Below are 17420 nucleotides of genomic sequence, written 5' to 3'. Positions count from 1 at the left end.
AAGAACCGGACGGGTCGTAAGGCTGCTGTCGGGTTCTTTTTTTGTGCGGTGCTGCATAAAGTGCAGAGAAAACATTGCGATGCATGGACAGAAAACCGTTTAACAATGGAGGGACGGGAACTGCTTTCCTTTGGAACTTTGTACAGGGAGGAATGGATATGGCCACGCTCGAAAAAATCAATGCATTTCTAAAAGCGGTGAATGCAGCCGCCTGGGGACCGCCGCTTCTTTTTCTGCTGCTTGGGACAGGCATTTTTCTGACCATCCAGCTTCGCGCGCTACCCATTCGACGGTTGTTCTTTGCACTTCGTACAGCATTCGGCCGTGAGGCGAGGTACAGCGGGGAGAAAACAGAAGCGGGAGTTTCGCCGTTCGCATCGCTGATGACGGAACTTGCGGCGGAGATCGGGACGGGCAATATCGTGGGGGTTGCCTCCGCAATGGCGCTTGGAGGACCGGGAGCACTGGGATGGATGATGCTGGCGGCGGTTGTGGGACTTGCTTTGAAATTTTCTGAGAGTTTTCTCTCGGTGCAGTACCGGATGCAAAGAAAAGACGGAACATACTGCGGCGGTCCGATGGTGACGCTGACCAGAGCATTTCCGGGGGAGCGGCTGGCGAAGATGCTGGCTGTGTTTTTTGCCGGAAGCACCGTGCTGGTATCTCTCGGAATGGGCAATATGACGCAGGCAAACTCGATTGCGCTGGCGATGCAGGATACGTTTGGCGTGGCAAGAGAAAAAAGCGCGTTGGTGCTGACGATTCTTCTTCTGCTCGTGGTGACAGGCGGACTGCGTTCCATTGCAAAAGCGGCGGAGGTGCTGGTACCGGGAATGGCACTCTTTTATCTGGGCGGGGCAGGAATGGTAATCGGTCTGCACGCCGGAGAGCTTCCGCGGACACTGCTTGCGATAGTACGGGACGCGTTTTCTTTCCGGGCGGTATCGGGAGGAGCGGTGGGCGCGGGAATTTCCCTGCTGCCGCCGGCCTTGCGGTATGGAATTTCCCGCGGTGTGTTTTCGAATGAAGCAGGGCTTGGAGCAGGCGGAATCAGTGCTGCGGCGGCACAGACCGACGATCCCGTGCGGCAGGGGTACATCAGCATGACAGGTGTGTTCGTTGATACCATGGTGATCTGTCTTGTGACCGGCCTTGCCGTTGGAGTGACCGGGGCGGCAGAGGGGATACTGGAGGCGGAAAAAGCGGATGGAGCGGCGATGGTAATTCAGGCCTTTGAAAGTGTGTTCGGACCGGCGGGAGGCTATGTTGTCGCGGTCGGGATTCTGCTGTTCGCATTTGCAACGATGGCCGGCTGGGCATACCAGGGGGAGCAGGCGTTTCTCTGGCTGGTGAAAAAGGATAGCTTCGGAATGGTTTACCGTGTTTTCTTCTGCTTTGCAGCGTTTGCCGGGTGCGTCTGCATGGCGGAAACGGTCTGGAATTTTGCGGAGCTTGCCAATGCCTGCATGGCGGTGCCGAATCTGCTCTGTGTGCTGCGGCTCTGGAAGGAAGTAAAAGAGGAGGCATTCCGGTTTGAAAGCAGGATAAAAAAAGCAGAACAAAAGAAAGATAGAAATACATGAGAAACCGTATTTCCGGTCCTCAGGCAGATTTCGATGCGAGCTGATCGAGAGAGCCGAAAGAATATCCCATTTCTTCCCATTTCGTCAGCAGCTCATCGAGAATCTCCGCGTTGGTGGATGAGGTATTATGAAGCAGGACGATGGCACCGGGATGAATGCGTCCGGTCAACTTTTTGAAAGCCTCCTCGTGGGTTGGCTGCTGATCCTGGTACCAGTCTACATAGGCGAGACTCCAGAAAAACGTATGGTATCCGAGGTCCTTTGCCATCTGCAGGTTCTGTGTGCTGTATTTTCCCTGCGGCGGGCGGTAAAATTTCACCATTTCCTGGCCGGTGGTCTCCTGATAAAGAGTGGAGACTCGGTTCAGTTCTTCGGAGAAGGCTTCCTGCGTGGAGATTTTGGACATATCCGGGTGCGACCAGGTGTGGTTTCCGACGATATGGCCTTCTGCCGCCATGCGTTTGACAAGATCCGGCTGGTCGGAGAGAAAATTGCCGACGACAAAGAACGCTGCGGGTGCCTGATGCTTCTGGAGTGCGTCAAGGATCGCCGGGGTGTTGCCGTTTTCATAGCCGCAGTCAAACGTCAGATAGATGATGTTTTCTTCCGGTGAAGCGGCAAACCAGGCGTTGTAGGCGGCAAGCTCTTCGGATGTAGCATTGCCGACGGGAGTCTTCCCTTTTTCCGGGAAGGAGAGCCCCCAGTTTTCGGCAGCAGAGGAGAGGACGGGCATCGAAACGGAAGAAACAGGTGTCTCCGGCGCAGCAGAGAGAAAAACTGGGGCTGCCTTTCGGAGCGCGCGGCAGGTAAAGTGGGACAGAACAGAGCCAAAAAGGAAAGCGGAGCAGAAAAAAGCGGCGGCGATACCGGCTTTTTTCAGGATCCGGCGGGAAAGGGGTGAAAGAGAACGCATAAAATCCCCCTCCAGGACTTTTTGAGACAATATATGTATGGATGAAAGAAAACATGCGGCACACATCTGTTTGACTTTACCTGCAATCTATGTCACAATGGAGGTAGAGTGGATGGAAAGGGCAGAGAAAAACAAGATGACAAAATATGAGGTTTTAAAAAAGTACTTCGGTTACGATTCCTTCCGGGAGGGGCAGGAGATGCTGGTGGATGCGCTTCTGAACGGACAGGACGTGCTCGGCATCATGCCGACCGGAGCAGGAAAATCGCTGTGTTATCAGATTCCGGCGCTTCTGCTGCCAGGAATTACCCTGGTGGTATCACCGTTGATTTCTCTGATGAAGGATCAGGTATCGACCCTGAACCAGGCGGGGATTCACGCTGCGTTTCTGAACAGCTCCTTAAGTGCGGCGCAGTACCGGAAGGCACTCGGCTTTGCCATGGAGGGCCGGTACAAGATTATTTATGTCGCCCCGGAACGCCTTCTGACACCGGAATTTTTGTGCGCGGTGCAGTCGATGGAAATTTCGATGATTAGTGTTGATGAGGCACACTGTATTTCCCAGTGGGGTCAGGATTTCCGCCCAAGCTACCTGAAAATCACAGAGTTTGTCGAGCAGCTTCCCGCACGGCCGGTGATCGGTGCCTTTACGGCAACGGCAACAAAAGAGGTACGGGATGATATCGAAGCACTGCTGTCTTTGCGTGATCCGGTACGTCTGGTCACAGGCTTTGACCGGAAAAATCTGAAATTTACGGTACAGCAGCCGAAAGATAAATTCGCAGCCGTGGAATCATTCCTTGCAGAGCACGAGGCGGACTGCGGAATTATTTACTGTCTGACCAGAAAAAATGTGGAGGAGGTCTGTGAGAAACTCGAGCAGAAAGGATATTCTGTCACAAGATACCATGCGGGTCTCTCTGACCTGGAACGGAAGGAAAACCAGGAAGATTTTATTTATGACCGGAAGCAGATCATGGTAGCGACAAACGCTTTTGGTATGGGAATCGATAAATCGAATGTGCGGTACGTCATCCATTATAATATGCCGAAAAACATGGAAAGCTATTATCAGGAGGCCGGACGAGCAGGCAGGGACGGCCTTCCGGCGGAATGTATTCTGCTGTATGCGGGACAGGATGTGATCACAAACCAGTTTTTTATCGAAAACATGGCGCAGGAGAGTGAGGATCCCGAGACGACAGCGCTGATCCGTCAGCGGGAGGAGGAACGGCTGAAGAAAATGACGTTTTACTGTTTCACCCATGAGTGCCTCAGAGATTATATCCTGCGGTATTTCGGGGAATACGGTTCCAATTACTGTGGAAACTGTTCCAACTGCCTCTCGGAATTTGAAACGGTGGATGTGACAGCGGCGGCAAAGGCAATCCTTGGCTGTGTGCGGGAATGCCGTCAGCGCTACGGCACGACGGTGATTCTCGATACCCTGCACGGTGCGAATACCGCGAAAATCCGCCAGTACCGCATGGATGAAAACTCCCATTACGGGGAACTGGCAAAAGAGCCGGTCTACCGGCTGCGGCAGATCTTAAATGAACTGCAGGTCCGGGAATATCTCTATGTAACGGCCGACACATACAGCATTGTGCGCCTGTTGCCAAAAGCGGCGGAGCTGCTGGATGAGGACGGCACGATGCTGATGAAGATGGCAAAAGAAGAAAAACGGATTCCGAAAGCCGCAAAAGAGAAGACAAAGACAAAAACCTCGGCAGCGGCAAAGGATCTTTCCAACGAGGAGGCCGCGGTATTCGAAAAACTGCGGGCACTCCGGATGGAGCTTGCAAAGGAGCATAAAGTGCCTCCGTATATTATCTTCTCGGATAAAACACTGATCCAGATGGCGATGGAGAAACCGTCCAACAAAGAGGAAATGCTGGCGGTCTCTGGTGTCGGCGAGAGCAAATTTGAAAAGTACGGGGAACCGTTTCTTGCATGTCTTGCAGAAAGATAAAACAAGTCGTGTAAAAAAACGGGAAAACAACAGGAAAGGAAGAATACGCTTATGAAAAAAGAAAACGCAGTTATTTTTGGAGTGACCGGTGTTGTAGTTGCCGCCGTGCTGATTGGAGGCGGAATCTATATGAAAACGGAACGGGACCGAAATCTGAATGCAGATACAGCAAGTACTGCAGCGGACAGCAATAGGGCAGAAGAAGTACAGAAAGCCGTATTTCTTGCAGAAGATTCCGGGTTATGGTACCTGGGAGATCTGGAACACGGAAACATCTATGTGACACATACACCGTCCGACACACTTTACGATGAAAATGGAAATGCTATTGATCCGTCCGAGATCAAAAAAGGAGATTTTCTTCAAGTGGAGGGCGACGGTATTATGCTGAACTCCTATCCGGGACAATATCCGGGTATCAGCCGTATTATGAGAATCAGCGGCGGTACGGAGGCGGATGCAGAAAAATTCGATGAGGAACTTTCCCAGATTCTGCCGGAAAAGGATCCATCGGAAATTCCGTTTCTGAATCTGTGCTACACACAGCCAAATGCCCAGGTGACAGCTATGGCAACACAGGGAGGTTATACCTGGTCTTATGTTGATGAGGACGGCAATGGTCAGAACGTCGTTGCGGACAGTGCGTTCATTCTGGAATGGACGGAACTGAGTGATCTGCATACAGCAAATGACGAAGGAAAAACCGATCTGGAGCTTGTCTTCTCGGAGGAGCCGGATTCTGTCACAGCAGAAAGATGGCCGGCCGAAGACCGGGGGCAGAACTTTGGCAATGGTTACCCGGAGGGAGAAAGCGTTTCTGTGGAGCATGCGGAGAGCTGGAGCATTCCGGGAGCCGAGGCCGGCTACATCTACGAAGTGGACGCGGTATTCGAAAATGGAACCGTGTCATACGGATTTGAAGTGAAAAAGTAAAAAAAGACTTTCTTTTTCCGTGACATTATGCTATTTTTACTGTGAAAACAGAAAAATGCAATGTGCCATACGGCATAAGCAGCTGACTTTTCAAAAATCAGAATCCGTTTGACCGGAGGATGCGAGGAGGAATTTGTATGAAGTTAATTGTTGCTGTATTACGGAAAGAGGACGAGGCAGACACCATTGCCGAGTTGAACAAAAAAGGCTTTTTTGTGACGGAGCTTGCCACGACCGGCGGTTTCCTGAAGGAGAAGAACACAACACTGCTGATCGGAACCGATGATCATAAGCTCGACGCTGTGCTTGCGATCTTAAAACAGGAAGCAGGGCTTCGGAAAACAGTTACCTATGCGGCCACCCCGATGGAAAGCGGAAACTTCTGCCCGGGCGGAAATTACTCTGTTCCGATTGATACCCAGGCAGGAGGCTGTACTGTGTTTGTGCTGAACATGGAACAGCTGGAAAAATTCTAAGACTCTAAAGATTTTTAAATTCCGGCATATGATCCCGGTAGTGGAGCGGCAGATGCGTACGCTGACAGTCGGGATTGGAACGCTCTTTGATGGCAATTGCGGTGAAAAATCCTTTCCAGAGTTCTTCGTAAGGGTCCGAAGTGGATTCCGTGAGGGAAAGGCGTTCTATTTCATCCGGAGAAAGACGGGTCAGATAAAAGGGCCGGTCAGCGGGATGCACGACAGCAAGCTGCCGGTTATCATCGAGAATCATCCAGTTTTCTGAGGGGAGCCGGTCAGAAAAATGGGGAGCGACCAGGGTCAGCACATTGGCTTTCGGGGAAATATGCGAGACCAGGATCGGAAAACCGGAGGAAATATTTGCAAAACGGATAAATTCCCGGAACGAATGCGCTTCATTTGTGACCTGACGGGAAACTTCAAAAGCGTGGAATACCGCCGGTTCCTGCAGCATATGCAGGGTATCCTTTCCATAGGAAAAGCCGTAGAGCAGAAAACGATAAATGACGTCGGGAGCGTCGCTTCTCTCGGACATTGCACAGAGATAGACGAGCCGCCAGGCTGCTGCGCCGATCTTCTTTTGAATGGATTGCGTGACGCTGGCGGCTTTTTCTGTGTCCGGCTCAACATGGCAGTAATCGCAGAACAGCTCCAGATTGCCGACTGGTTCCGTCATCAGCCGTACATTGCGGTAGCCGAGACGGGAATTCCAGGCTTCATAGATGCAGGTCAGGATCGACGCAAGATCCGGACTGCAGGTGTAAACAGTCATAATAAAATCCTTTCTGAAATCAATTGATACAGACAACAGCCTTCTGCAAAAAAGCGCAGATACAGCAAAAAGGCTTTTCCGTGAGAAGAACGCCCGGGATTATATATGCCCAGGTACGGCAGCATCGAACAGAGAAAGCTGCTGATACTGTTCCGGATGGGAAACCTCCCAGTTGGAGGCGGCTTCCTCTCCCGTGAGCTGCCGGGTCAGAAACTGCTGTTCCAGCCGCATGTGATACATCATTTTTCCCTCGCAGGTGATAAAATATTTGGCGCGTTTCAGCACCACACCGATCTTTTTCAGGTGCTCAAAGGAAAGATGGGAGCTTCTGCGGCTCTTTACAATCCGCATGGCCGATTTCGGCCCGATGCCGGGAACGCGCAGAAGGTCGGCATACTCAGCCGTGTTGATCTCCACCGGAAACAGCTCCATATGGCGCAGTGCCCAGTCGCATTTCGGGTCGAGCTGTGCATGAAAGTTCGGGTGGGCTTCATCGAGCAGTTCATCCGCCTGAAAACCGTAGAAGCGGAGCAGCCAGTCTGCCTGATAAAGGCGGTGTTCCCGAAGAAGCGGCGGCTTGGTTTCACGTGAGGGCAGGGCGGAATCCTCGTTGACCGGAATGTAGGCGGAGTAAAAGACGCGCTTCAGGTCATACTGCTGGTAGAGAAGCTGTGAGGTGGAGAGAAGCTGGTAATCGTTTTCCTTTGTCGCACCGATGATCATCTGCGTGCTCTGGCCGGCAGGAACGAAGGGAGCAGAGCGTTCCTTTTCCGGCAGTGACCGCGCGGAGGAGGAAGAGATCCAGCCCAGATCGGCAGCGGAGGCGGAAATCTGCTTTCGTGTATCGAAAATGGAGTGGTAGAGATAGCGGTTTCCCGAGGAACGCTCTAAAAAAGCGCTTTTCCCTGCGGTCAGCCGGTAATCTACAATACCGGACTGGATCTGGCGCATGGGTTTTAAAATCGCTTTCTGTGTCTTCTGCGGGGCCAGTTTCTGCAGCCCTTCTCCGGTCGGGAGTTCCAGATTGACGCTCATGCGGTCGGCGAGATAGCCGGTCTTTTCGATCAGATCGGCGGGTGCGCCCGGGATAGCTTTGACGTGGATGTAGCCGTTAAAGCGGTAACGATTACGTAAAAGATGCAGAGTGCGGTACATGAGTTCCATCGTATGGGCAGGATTTTTGCAGACGGCGGAACTTAAAAAGAGTCCCTCAATATAGTTTCGGCGATAAAATTCCGTGACGAGTGTACAGACCTCCTCCGGTGTAAACGTGGCGCGCTGCCGGTCATTCCCGGCGCGGTTGACGCAGTATTTACAGTCGTAGATACAGTCGTTGCTCTGCAGAATTTTCAACAGAGAGATACAGCGTCCGTCGGAAGAAAAGCTGTGGCAGATACCGCAGGAGACCGAATTGCCGAGATGTCCCTGTTTTCCGGCACGGTTCACACCGCTGGAAGTGCACGCAACGTCGTATTTGGCCGCGTCAGCGAGAAGATTCAGCTTCTCGGAGAGAGAAAGTGTTTGTGATGATAACTGCATGGCAGAAAAATTCCTTTCTATGTCCAAATGAATACGAATAAAAGTAAAACAATAAGATAACAGGTATTTTATGAAAAGAACAACTGTTCGATAAAAGAAGTGTAACACAAATCGAACGAATGTTCAAGAGAAAAAATGAAAATAGTACAAGAAAATACTGGAAGAAAAGAAACAGAATTCGATCCGGAAAAACGTGAACAAGAAACAGCAGGGAAAATTTCTGTTAGAAAAAAGTTATACAAAAACAGCCGCACAGATCGGAAAAACAAATCTGTGCGGCTGTAAGCCAAATTTTATGGAATTGAAACGGAAGCAGAGCCGTTTACGCCAGAAGCGCCCCAATTGCCCCGAATACGCCGGAACTTGCAAGCAGCATGATGACGCTTGCAAGGAGAACACCGCCCATGACGGCGAGAACGCTGGTCTTAAAGTCCATATCGAGGATACTTGCGGCCAGTGTGCCAGTCCATGCGCCGGTTCCCGGGAGCGGGATGCCGACGAAGAGCAGCAGGGCGAGCGGAAGTCCGCGGCCGGCTTTTGCTTTCAGTTTTTCCCCGCCTTTTTCGCCTTTTTCCAGACACCAGGTGAAGAACTTTCCGATATACTTTTTATCACATCCCCAGACAAGAACCTTTCGAGCGAACAGGAAAATAACCGGAACCGGAAGCATATTTCCGATGACGGCGATCAGATAGGCCGGAAGCGTCGGAATATGGAAAGCTACCGCGTACGGAATCGCACCACGCAGCTCGATGAGCGGAACCATGGAAATCAAAAATACAATCAGATATTTGGTAATCATATACACCTCTCGTTTTTTACAAAGTGTTATCGTTTCTTAGTGCAACGCTCTTATTGTAGCGTGATGCCTGTCATTTGTCCAGTATAAAAAGAAAGAAAAGAGCGGGAGTAAAAGAAATCTTAAGAATTTCTGTATTTTTGTATAATTTTATAACCTTCAAAATTTGAATTTTAGAAAACGGTATGTTAGAATGAAGTGTACTGTTTGCAAAAGAACAGCAGAGATGCACCCAATGACAGGGGGCGTGGACTGAAATAACAAACGAGGAGGACCCACCTATGATTGCACTGATCGATTATGATGCCGGAAATATAAAAAGCGTGGAAAAAGCCTTTCAAAGCCTTGGAAAAGAGGTTGTACTGACCAGGGATCCAGACGTGTTAAAACGCGCAGATCACGTCGTTCTGCCGGGTGTCGGCAGCTTTGGAGATGCGATGGAAAATCTGAACCGCTATCATCTGGTGCCGGTTATTCATGAAATCGTAGAAAAAGGGACTCCGTTTCTTGGAATCTGTCTCGGGCTTCAGATCCTGTTTGAACGCAGCGAAGAGAGCCCGGGCGTTGCAGGCCTTGGTCTGTTAAAAGGAGAAATTCTCCGGATTCCGGACAAAGAGGGCTTAAAGATTCCGCACATGGGCTGGAATTCCATCCATCTGCAGAACGGTGGACGCTTATTCAAAGGCATCCCGCAGGAATCGTATGTTTACTTTGTCCACTCCTACTATCTGAAAGCAGAAGAGGAGGAAATTGTAAAAGCAACGACAGAGTACAGTACACACATCCATGCATCTGTGGAAAAAGAAAATCTGTTCGCCTGCCAGTTCCACCCGGAAAAGAGCTCAGATCTTGGGCTTGCCATTCTGAAAAATTTTGCGGAAATTGGAGAGGAGGACTGACGGATGTTTACAAAACGAATTATCCCATGCCTGGATGTAAAAAACGGAAGAGTCGTAAAAGGCGTTAATTTCGTCGATTTAAAAGATGCCGGTGACCCGGTGGAGATCGCAAAAGCGTACGACAAGGCAGGAGCCGATGAAGTTGTTTTTCTTGATATCACTGCTTCCTCCGATCAGAGAGGAACCGTCGTTGATATGGTACGCAAAGTAGCAGCAAACGTTTTTATCCCATTCACCGTTGGCGGCGGAATCCGTACCGTGGATGATTTCAAGATGCTGCTCCGCGAAGGAGCCGATAAAATCTCGATCAACTCCTCTGCCATCAACAATCCGCAGCTCATCCACGACGCGGCACAGAAATTCGGCAGCCAGTGCGTGGTCGTTGCGATCGATGCAAAGAAAAGAGCGGACGGAAGCGGCTGGAATATCTATAAAAACGGCGGCCGCATTGATGTCGGCATCGATGCCGTTGCGTGGGCAAAAAAAGCAGAAAGCCTTGGCGCCGGAGAAATCCTGCTCACCAGCATGGACTGTGACGGAACAAAGGCAGGGTATGATATTGAGCTGACAAGAACCATCGCAGAAAGTGTCGGCATTCCGGTCATCGCATCCGGCGGCGCAGGAACGCTGGAGCATTTCTATGACGCTTTAACCGAAGGAAAAGCCGATGCCGCACTTGCCGCATCTCTGTTCCACTACAAAGAACTGGAAATTCGTGAAGTCAAAGAATATCTGGCAGGCCGCAATGTGCCGGTCCGCCTGTAAAAGGAAGGGAGAAAACGATATGCCGCCTCTTAGCGGAAGCTGGGCCAATGCCCTGAAAGGAGAATTCTCCAAAGATTATTATAAAAAACTGTTTCAGACGGTGGGAGCGGAGTACAAAACCCGCACTATTTACCCGCCGGCTGATGATATTTTCAATGCGTTCCACTTTACCCCGCTCGAGCAGGTAAAAGTGGTCATCTTAGGCCAGGATCCGTACCACGAGCCGGGACAGGCGCACGGACTCTGCTTTTCCGTAAAACCGGAAGTAGACATTCCGCCGTCTCTGGTCAATATTTACAAGGAACTCGAAGACGATCTGGGATGCTACATCCCGAACAACGGTTATCTCGAAAAATGGGCACGGCAGGGTGTTCTGATGCTGAACACGGTGCTGACTGTGCGTGCGCATCAGGCAAATTCCCACAAGGAAATCGGCTGGGAGCAGTTCACGGACGCGGCAATCAAAGTGCTCGCCGGGCAGGACCGCCCGATGGTATTCATCCTCTGGGGACGTCCCGCACAGCGCAAAAAAGAGATGATCCACAATCCGAAACATCTGGTGCTGATGTCCGCTCATCCGAGTCCGCTCTCTGCATACCGTGGATTTTTCGGCAGCCATCCGTTTTCCAGAACAAACGAATATCTGGAAGAAAACGGTCTTGCGCCGATTGACTGGCAGATCGAAAACGTAATACGGGAGCAAAAGCATGAGTAAAAAGAAAAATACATTATTGAGAAATACTTCTATTTTAATGGCGGCAACGATTATCTCACGTGTGATCGGTCTTTTATACCGGTCACCGCTCGGCGAAACGATTGGAAATGAGGGACTTGGCTATTACAGTACGGCGAGTAATCTGTATACGATTCTGCTTCTGATCTCCTCCTATAGTATTCCGATGGCAGTGTCAAAAATCGTATCCGAACGTCTGGCATTAAAAGAGTACCGAAATGCACATCGCGTGTTCCACGGTGCCCTTCTTTACGCCGTGATCGTAGGTGGAGTTGCTGCACTGGTGGCATTCTTTGGCGGGAAATTCCTTCTGCCGTATAACCAGCAGAATGCACTCCTCGCCCTGCGTGTATTGGCGCCGACGATCTTTTTCTCGGCTGTTCTCGGCGTTCTGCGTGGCTATTTCCAGGCCCACAGCACGATGATTCCGACCTCAATTTCACAGATCATCGAGCAGGTATTCAACGCCGCATTCAGTATTGGCGCCGCCTGGTTCTTCATCCAGCAGTTCGCGACAAACGATACCGAACATGCCAAATTCGGTGCCGCCGGCGGAACCCTCGGAACAGGAGCCGGTGTCCTGGCAGGCCTCTGCTTCATGTTGATTGTCTATGGCGTAAATCGGAAAACCATTCTGCGGAAAGTGGCAAAGGACACGCGCCACCGCGAAGAATCCTACCGCGAAATTTTTCAGGTTCTTTTTCTGATGGTAACACCGGTTATCTTTACGACCTTTATTTATAACTGCAACGCTTACCTGGACAATTACCTGTTCTTCACCATCCTCGGATGGCACGGAGAGAATCAGAAAGCACTGAATGCCGCATATGGAGAGTTTTCCAACTATTATGTTACCCTGATCAACGTCCCGCTTGCTATGGCAAGTGCATCCGCATCCGCGATGATGCCGGAGGTATCCTCGTGTTATGCGACCGGTGATCTCGATGAGGCAAACGACAAGATTCTTGAGACGATCCGTCTGACGATGTTCATCTCCATCCCGGCAGCTGTCGGTCTTGGCGTCCTGGCATTCCCGATCACAGGAGTTCTGTTCCCGTCAAGCTCGAGCCTTTCCGGCAAACTGTTGATGATGGGTGCAGTCTCAGTTGTGTTTTCGGCACTGTCCACCATTACCAACAGCGTCCTGCAGTCCATCGGCCAGCAGAAAAAAGCCCTGCACAACGCTGCCATTTCCCTTGGAATGGATCTTGCCATCCTGGCTTTGATTCTCGCAGTCTTCCCGAAGACAAATATCTATGCTGTTGTCTTTGCGGGAATCCTGTTTTCCTTAAGCATGTGCATACTAAATAATCTATCAATCCGCAAACACTTGAATTTCCGCAACGAATTCAAAAACACCTACGTAAAACCATTGATTGCAGCTGCAATCATGGGCGTCGTAACCTGGGTTGTTTACTATGGGCTCTTTGCCATCACCAAACGCCCATCCATCAGCATGCTGATCGCAATCCTGATTGCAATTGTTGTATATTTGATTGCTTTTGTGGTTGTAACCGGGACAACCGAGGCCGAAATGCGCCGCATGCCAATGGGAACAAAACTGGTAAAGGTTCTCCGTATCCTGCGGATTTACCGCTAAAACCAATAGAAAAGGCGGTCAGAGTTTTTCGACTCTGACCGCCTTTTCGGTTAACTGAATCAAGCAAATAGCAAAGCGGATTGCGAATATCCGCTTTGCTTGAAACTATGTAAATTTACACGTCTTTTTCTTCACGCAATTTCTGCTTCAGATTCTTATTTGCAGTAGAAAGCATCAGTTTAATACGGTTCAGCTGATTCACCTCCGAAGCACCGGGATCGTAGTCGACAGCCACGATATTTGCCTTCGGATACTCCTTACGGATTGCCTTAATCACACCCTTACCAACAATGTGGTTCGGCAGGCATGCAAACGGCTGGATACAGACGATGTTGTAAACATCACTGTGAATCAGCTCCATCATCTCGCCCGTCAGGAACCATCCCTCACCGGTCTGGTTACCACAGGATACAATCGGGGAAGCATATTTTGCCAGATCCCGCACATCGGCCGGTGGATCAAAATGCTCACTCTTCTTGAACTCCGCAACCGCCGCACTGCGCAGCCAATTGATCAGTTTAATACCGGTATTTCCCAGCATCGAAGAACTTTTTTTGAATCCCAGGTGCTCTACCTTGAAGTTCGTATTGTAGAAGCAGTAACAGAAGAAGTCGATCAGATCCGGGACAACCGGTTCCGCGCCTTCACTCTCAAGCAGCTCCGCCAGATGGTTGTTAGCCGCCGGAAGGAACTTAACAAGAATCTCGCCGACAATACCGACACGCGGTTTCTTTTCATCGGTGATCGGAATGTGGTCGAAATCGCGAATCATCGTGCGGCAGATCTGTTTGAAGCGGGTATGGCTTAAGCGTTTTGCTGAAATAAAATCAATACAGATCTTTTCCCATTTCTGATGAATCCGGTCTGTTGTACCCTTCTTCTGCTCATAAGGACGCATCCGGTAAATACATTTCATCATGATATCGCCGAATTCTGCCGCATAGCAGAGACGGATCGCAAGATCCGGTGTAATCTTAAAGCCCGGATTTTCCTCCAGACCGCTCAAGTTAATCGAGATGACCGGAATCTGCGTCATATCGGCCTTCTCCAGCGCACGGCGGATAAATCCGATGTAGTTCGAAGCACGGCAGCCGCCGCCGGTCTGGCTCATGATGACAGCCACTTTGTTCAGGTCATACTTGCCGGAGAGCAGCGCCTGCATAATCTGTCCGACTACCATCAGAGACGGATAGCAGGCATCGTTGTTGACGTATTTCAGTCCGACATCAACCGCCTCTTTGTTGTCGTTCGGAAGCACTTCCAGATTGTATCCGGCTGCGTTGAACGCCGGCTGCAGAATCGAGAAGTGGATCGGTGACATCTGCGGGCAGAGGATGGTGTAGTCTTTCCGCATTTCTTTCGTGAAGACCGGTTTCTGGATCGAGGACGGAAGAATCTCGCGTACCGCCTGTTTCCGGTCATGTGCACGGAGGGCAGCGAGCAGAGAGCGGACACGGATTCTGGCAGCGCCGAGGTTGTTGACCTCATCAATCTTCAGGCAGGTATAAATCTTGCCGCTTCTGGTCAGAATCTCATAAACCTCATCGGTGGTAACGGCGTCGAGACCGCAGCCGAACGAGTTCAGCTGAATCAGGTCAAGATCGTCGCGTGTCTTTACATAGTTTGCAGCTGCATACAGACGGGTGTGGTACATCCACTGGTCATTGACACGGAGCGGACGCTCGAGCGGTGCCAGATGGGAAACAGAGTCCTCCGTCAACACGCACAGTCCGTAGGAGTTGATCATATCCGGGATACCGTGATGGATTTCCGGATCGATGTGGTACGGCCGGCCGGCAAGCACGATGCCTCTGCGGCCGGTTTCTTTCATATACTGAAGCGTTTCCTCGCCTTTTTTCTGCATATCGCGTCTTGCAGCGCCAAGCTCTTCCCATCCGGCATGAACAGCAACACGGACTTCATCCTCCGGCAGACCGGAGAACTCTTTGACAAGACCATCGGCAAGCACCTTTTCACTCGTAAACGCAAGGAACGGATTGCGGAACGTAATGGAATCGTCCTGCAGCTCGTCCACGTTGTTTTTGATATTTTCCGCATATGAGGTAACGATCGGGCAGTTGTAGTGGTTGATGGCTTCCGGGAACTCGGTGCGCTCGTACGGGATACACGGGTAGAAGATGAACTTCACACCGTGGCGTAAGAGCCAGGTCACATGGCCGTGCGCCAGTTTGGCCGGATAGCACTCGGATTCACTTGGAATCGACTCAATACCGAGCTCGTAGATCTTGCGGCTCGAGGTCGGAGAGAGTACCACGCGGTATTTCAGCCGCGTAAAGAAGGTGTACCAGAACGGATAATTCTCAAACATATTGAGGACTCTCGGAATGCCGACCTCTCCGCGGATCGCTTCATCCTGCGGCAGCGGCTGGTAGCCGAAGATCCGTTTGTATTTGTATTCGAACAGGTTCGGAATATGATCTTTGTTTTTCTCTTTTCCGATACCGCGCTCGCAGCGGTTTCCGCTGATGTACTGACGGCCGCCGGAGAATTTGTTGATGGTCAGACGGCAGCTGTTCGTACATCCCTTACAGTTTGCCATCGTGGTCGAATATTTCAGCTCGTTGATCTTTTCAATGGAGAGCATCGTGGTCTCCTGATCGGCGGAGTAGCGCTCTCTTGCGATCAGCGCCGCACCGAACGCACCCATGATGCCGGCGATGTCCGGGCGGATGGCTTCGCAGTTGGCGATCCGCTCAAAGCTTCGGAGAACAGCGTCGTTGTAGAACGTACCGCCCTGTACGACGATGTGGCGTCCCAGCTCGGTGGCATCCGAAACTTTAATTACCTTATATAATGCGTTTTTAATAACGGAGCAGGCAAGTCCGGCAGAAATATCGGCGACGGATGCGCCCTCTTTCTGCGCCTGTTTTACCTTGGAATTCATAAATACGGTACAGCGGGTACCAAGATCGATCGGGTGTTTTGCAAACAGCGCCTCATGCGCGAAATCCTGCACGCTGTAGTTCAGGGACTGCGCGAACGTCTCGATGAAGGAACCGCAGCCGGAGGAACATGCCTCGTTCAGCTGTACGCTGTCTACGGTGCCGTTTTTGATCTTGATGCACTTCATATCCTGGCCGCCGATGTCGAGAATACAGTCGACTTCCGGATCGAAGAATGCGGCAGCGTAATAATGGGAAATCGTCTCTACCTCACCCTCGTCCAGCATCAGTGCAGCTTTGATGAGCGCCTCGCCGTAACCGGTCGAACAGGACCAGGCGATCTGTGCGGAATCCGGCAGTTTGGAGTAGATCTCCTGGATCGCGCGGATCGATGTGCCGAGCGGATTTCCGTGGTTGTTGCTGTAGAAGGAATAGAGAAGAGCACCGTCTTCGCCGACGAGAGCAGCTTTGGTCGTCGTGGAACCGGCATCAATACCGAGATAGCAGTTTCCTTCGTAGGTGGAAAGATCGGCGGTCACGACGTTGTTGACACTCTGGCGCGCCAGAAATTCGTCATACTCGGCCTGATCTTTAAACAGCGGCTCAAGACGGGCAACCTCAAAATCGATAGCAACTTTCTCTTCGAGCCGTTTTTTCAGTGCGAGAAGGGAAATTTCGGTTTTTCCGTCTGCATTCATCGCAGAACCGATGGCTGCAAACAGGTGGGAGTTGTCCGGTACGATTGTATGCTCGTCATCCAGTTTTAAGGTACGGACGAATGCTGTCTTTAATTCCGAGAGGAAGTGCAGCGGGCCGCCGAGAAAGGCAACGTGGCCGCGGATCGGTTTACCGCAGGCAAGACCAGAAATGGTCTGGTTGACAACTGCCTGGAAAATGGAAGCGGAAAGATCCTCTTTTGTTGCACCATCGTTGATGAGCGGCTGGATATCGGTTTTTGCGAATACACCGCAGCGTGCTGCGATCGGATAAATCGCCTGGTAATGCTTCGCGTATTCGTTGAGTCCGGTTGCATCGGTCTGCAGAAGAGAAGCCATCTGGTCGATGAAAGAACCGGTGCCGCCGGCGCAGATACCGTTCATACGCTGCTCCACATTGCCGCCCTCAAAATAGATGATCTTGGCATCCTCACCGCCGAGCTCGATGGCAACGTCGGTCTGCGGAGCGAGTGCTTTTAACGAAGTGGAAACCGCGATAACTTCCTGCGTGAACGGGATGCCGAGGTGGTTGGCAAGCGCAAGTCCGCCGGAACCGGTGATGACCGGCTGCAGGGTCAGTTCGCCCAGCTTTTCGTGTGCTTCCCCGAGCAGGTGGGCAAGGGTTTCCTGAATGTTTGCAAAATGGCGCTCGTAATCGGCAAAGAGAAGCTGGTTCTCTTCGTCGAGAATCGCAATTTTAACAGTGGTGGAACCGATGTCGATTCCGAGAGTATATTTTTTATCAGTCATGAATCAAACTCCTTTTATAATAAGAAACAATCTCAACACATTATACGACAAAAAATAAGGAAATACA

Annotated in this window: 13 protein-coding genes; 8 read left to right on the top strand and 5 right to left on the bottom strand. The window is 51.0% G+C overall.

Going from position 1 to position 17420, the window contains the following annotated elements:
• Positions 1–158 precede the first annotated feature (158 nt).
• Positions 159–1583 carry an alanine/glycine:cation symporter family protein gene (locus DWY63_RS06745; RefSeq protein ID WP_158554960.1) on the top strand — a complete coding sequence of 475 codons (1425 nt, stop codon included), beginning with the start codon at positions 159–161 and terminating at the stop codon, positions 1581–1583.
• Between the two features lie 19 nt (positions 1584–1602).
• Here DWY63_RS06745 and DWY63_RS06740 read toward each other — a convergent pair whose 3' ends face one another.
• Positions 1603–2496 (bottom strand): polysaccharide deacetylase family protein, encoded by an 894-nt coding sequence (locus DWY63_RS06740; protein WP_243001856.1) that lies wholly within the window; start codon positions 2494–2496, stop codon positions 1603–1605.
• A gap of 136 nt (positions 2497–2632) precedes the next feature.
• Here DWY63_RS06740 and recQ point away from each other — a divergent pair, with 136 nt between their 5' ends.
• The 3 genes from recQ to DWY63_RS06725 all read left to right on the top strand — a co-directional run bounded on the left by recQ (position 2633) and on the right by DWY63_RS06725 (position 5877).
• Positions 2633–4468, top strand: a complete 1836-nt coding sequence (gene recQ, locus DWY63_RS06735) for a DNA helicase RecQ (protein WP_117509420.1) — start codon at positions 2633–2635, stop codon at positions 4466–4468.
• Positions 4469–4519: 51 nt separating this feature from the next.
• Positions 4520–5401, top strand: coding sequence for a hypothetical protein (locus DWY63_RS06730; RefSeq protein WP_117509205.1), 882 nt, complete (start codon positions 4520–4522; stop codon positions 5399–5401).
• 137 nt (positions 5402–5538) lie between these two features.
• The gene (locus tag DWY63_RS06725; RefSeq protein WP_117801689.1) at positions 5539–5877 is read left to right on the top strand and encodes a cyclic-di-AMP receptor; all 339 of its coding nucleotides are present in this window, start codon (positions 5539–5541) and stop codon (positions 5875–5877) included.
• Positions 5878–5881: 4 nt separating this feature from the next.
• On the opposite strand, the gene DWY63_RS06720 is transcribed toward DWY63_RS06725, so the two are convergent.
• From DWY63_RS06720 to DWY63_RS06710, 3 genes are all read right to left on the bottom strand, one after another.
• On the bottom strand, positions 5882–6649 hold the full coding sequence (locus DWY63_RS06720) for a TIGR03915 family putative DNA repair protein (RefSeq protein ID WP_117801688.1): 768 nt from the start codon (positions 6647–6649) through the stop codon (positions 5882–5884).
• A 99-nt stretch (positions 6650–6748) separates the two neighbouring features.
• Positions 6749–8188: a putative DNA modification/repair radical SAM protein gene (locus DWY63_RS06715; RefSeq protein ID WP_117801687.1), complete on the bottom strand. Its 1440-nt coding sequence runs from the start codon at positions 8186–8188 to the stop codon at positions 6749–6751.
• Positions 8189–8510: 322 nt separating this feature from the next.
• Positions 8511–8990: a COG2426 family protein gene (locus tag DWY63_RS06710; protein WP_055219345.1), complete on the bottom strand. Its 480-nt coding sequence runs from the start codon at positions 8988–8990 to the stop codon at positions 8511–8513.
• A 278-nt stretch (positions 8991–9268) separates the two neighbouring features.
• On the opposite strand from DWY63_RS06710, the gene hisH reads away from it, so the two are divergent.
• Genes hisH through DWY63_RS06690 form a run of 4 tightly spaced genes read left to right on the top strand, consistent with a single transcriptional unit; the run spans position 9269 to position 12984 of the window.
• Positions 9269–9886: an imidazole glycerol phosphate synthase subunit HisH gene (hisH, locus tag DWY63_RS06705; protein WP_055265413.1), complete on the top strand. Its 618-nt coding sequence runs from the start codon at positions 9269–9271 to the stop codon at positions 9884–9886.
• Between the two features lie 3 nt (positions 9887–9889).
• Entirely contained in the window at positions 9890–10651 is a 762-nt protein-coding gene (gene hisF, locus DWY63_RS06700) for an imidazole glycerol phosphate synthase subunit HisF (protein WP_055265415.1), read from the top strand.
• A 19-nt stretch (positions 10652–10670) separates the two neighbouring features.
• Positions 10671–11366 carry a uracil-DNA glycosylase gene (locus DWY63_RS06695; RefSeq protein WP_055265417.1) on the top strand — a complete coding sequence of 232 codons (696 nt, stop codon included), beginning with the start codon at positions 10671–10673 and terminating at the stop codon, positions 11364–11366.
• Positions 11359–12984 carry a putative polysaccharide biosynthesis protein gene (locus DWY63_RS06690; protein ID WP_117801686.1) on the top strand — a complete coding sequence of 542 codons (1626 nt, stop codon included), beginning with the start codon at positions 11359–11361 and terminating at the stop codon, positions 12982–12984. Before DWY63_RS06695 ends, DWY63_RS06690 begins: the two co-directional genes overlap by 8 nt.
• 115 nt (positions 12985–13099) lie before the next feature.
• On the opposite strand, the gene DWY63_RS06685 is transcribed toward DWY63_RS06690, so the two are convergent.
• A complete protein-coding gene (locus DWY63_RS06685) occupies positions 13100–17353 on the bottom strand; it encodes a 2-hydroxyacyl-CoA dehydratase (RefSeq protein ID WP_117801685.1) in 4254 nt (1417 codons plus the stop codon).
• Positions 17354–17420 lie beyond the last annotated feature (67 nt).

Source organism: Blautia sp. AF26-2, assembly GCF_003460955.1.
Taxonomy (GTDB): Bacteria; Bacillota; Clostridia; order Lachnospirales; family Lachnospiraceae; genus Fusicatenibacter; species Fusicatenibacter saccharivorans.
Note: the sequence above shows the minus strand (reverse complement) of the source record. Positions and strands in the feature narration are given on the sequence as shown.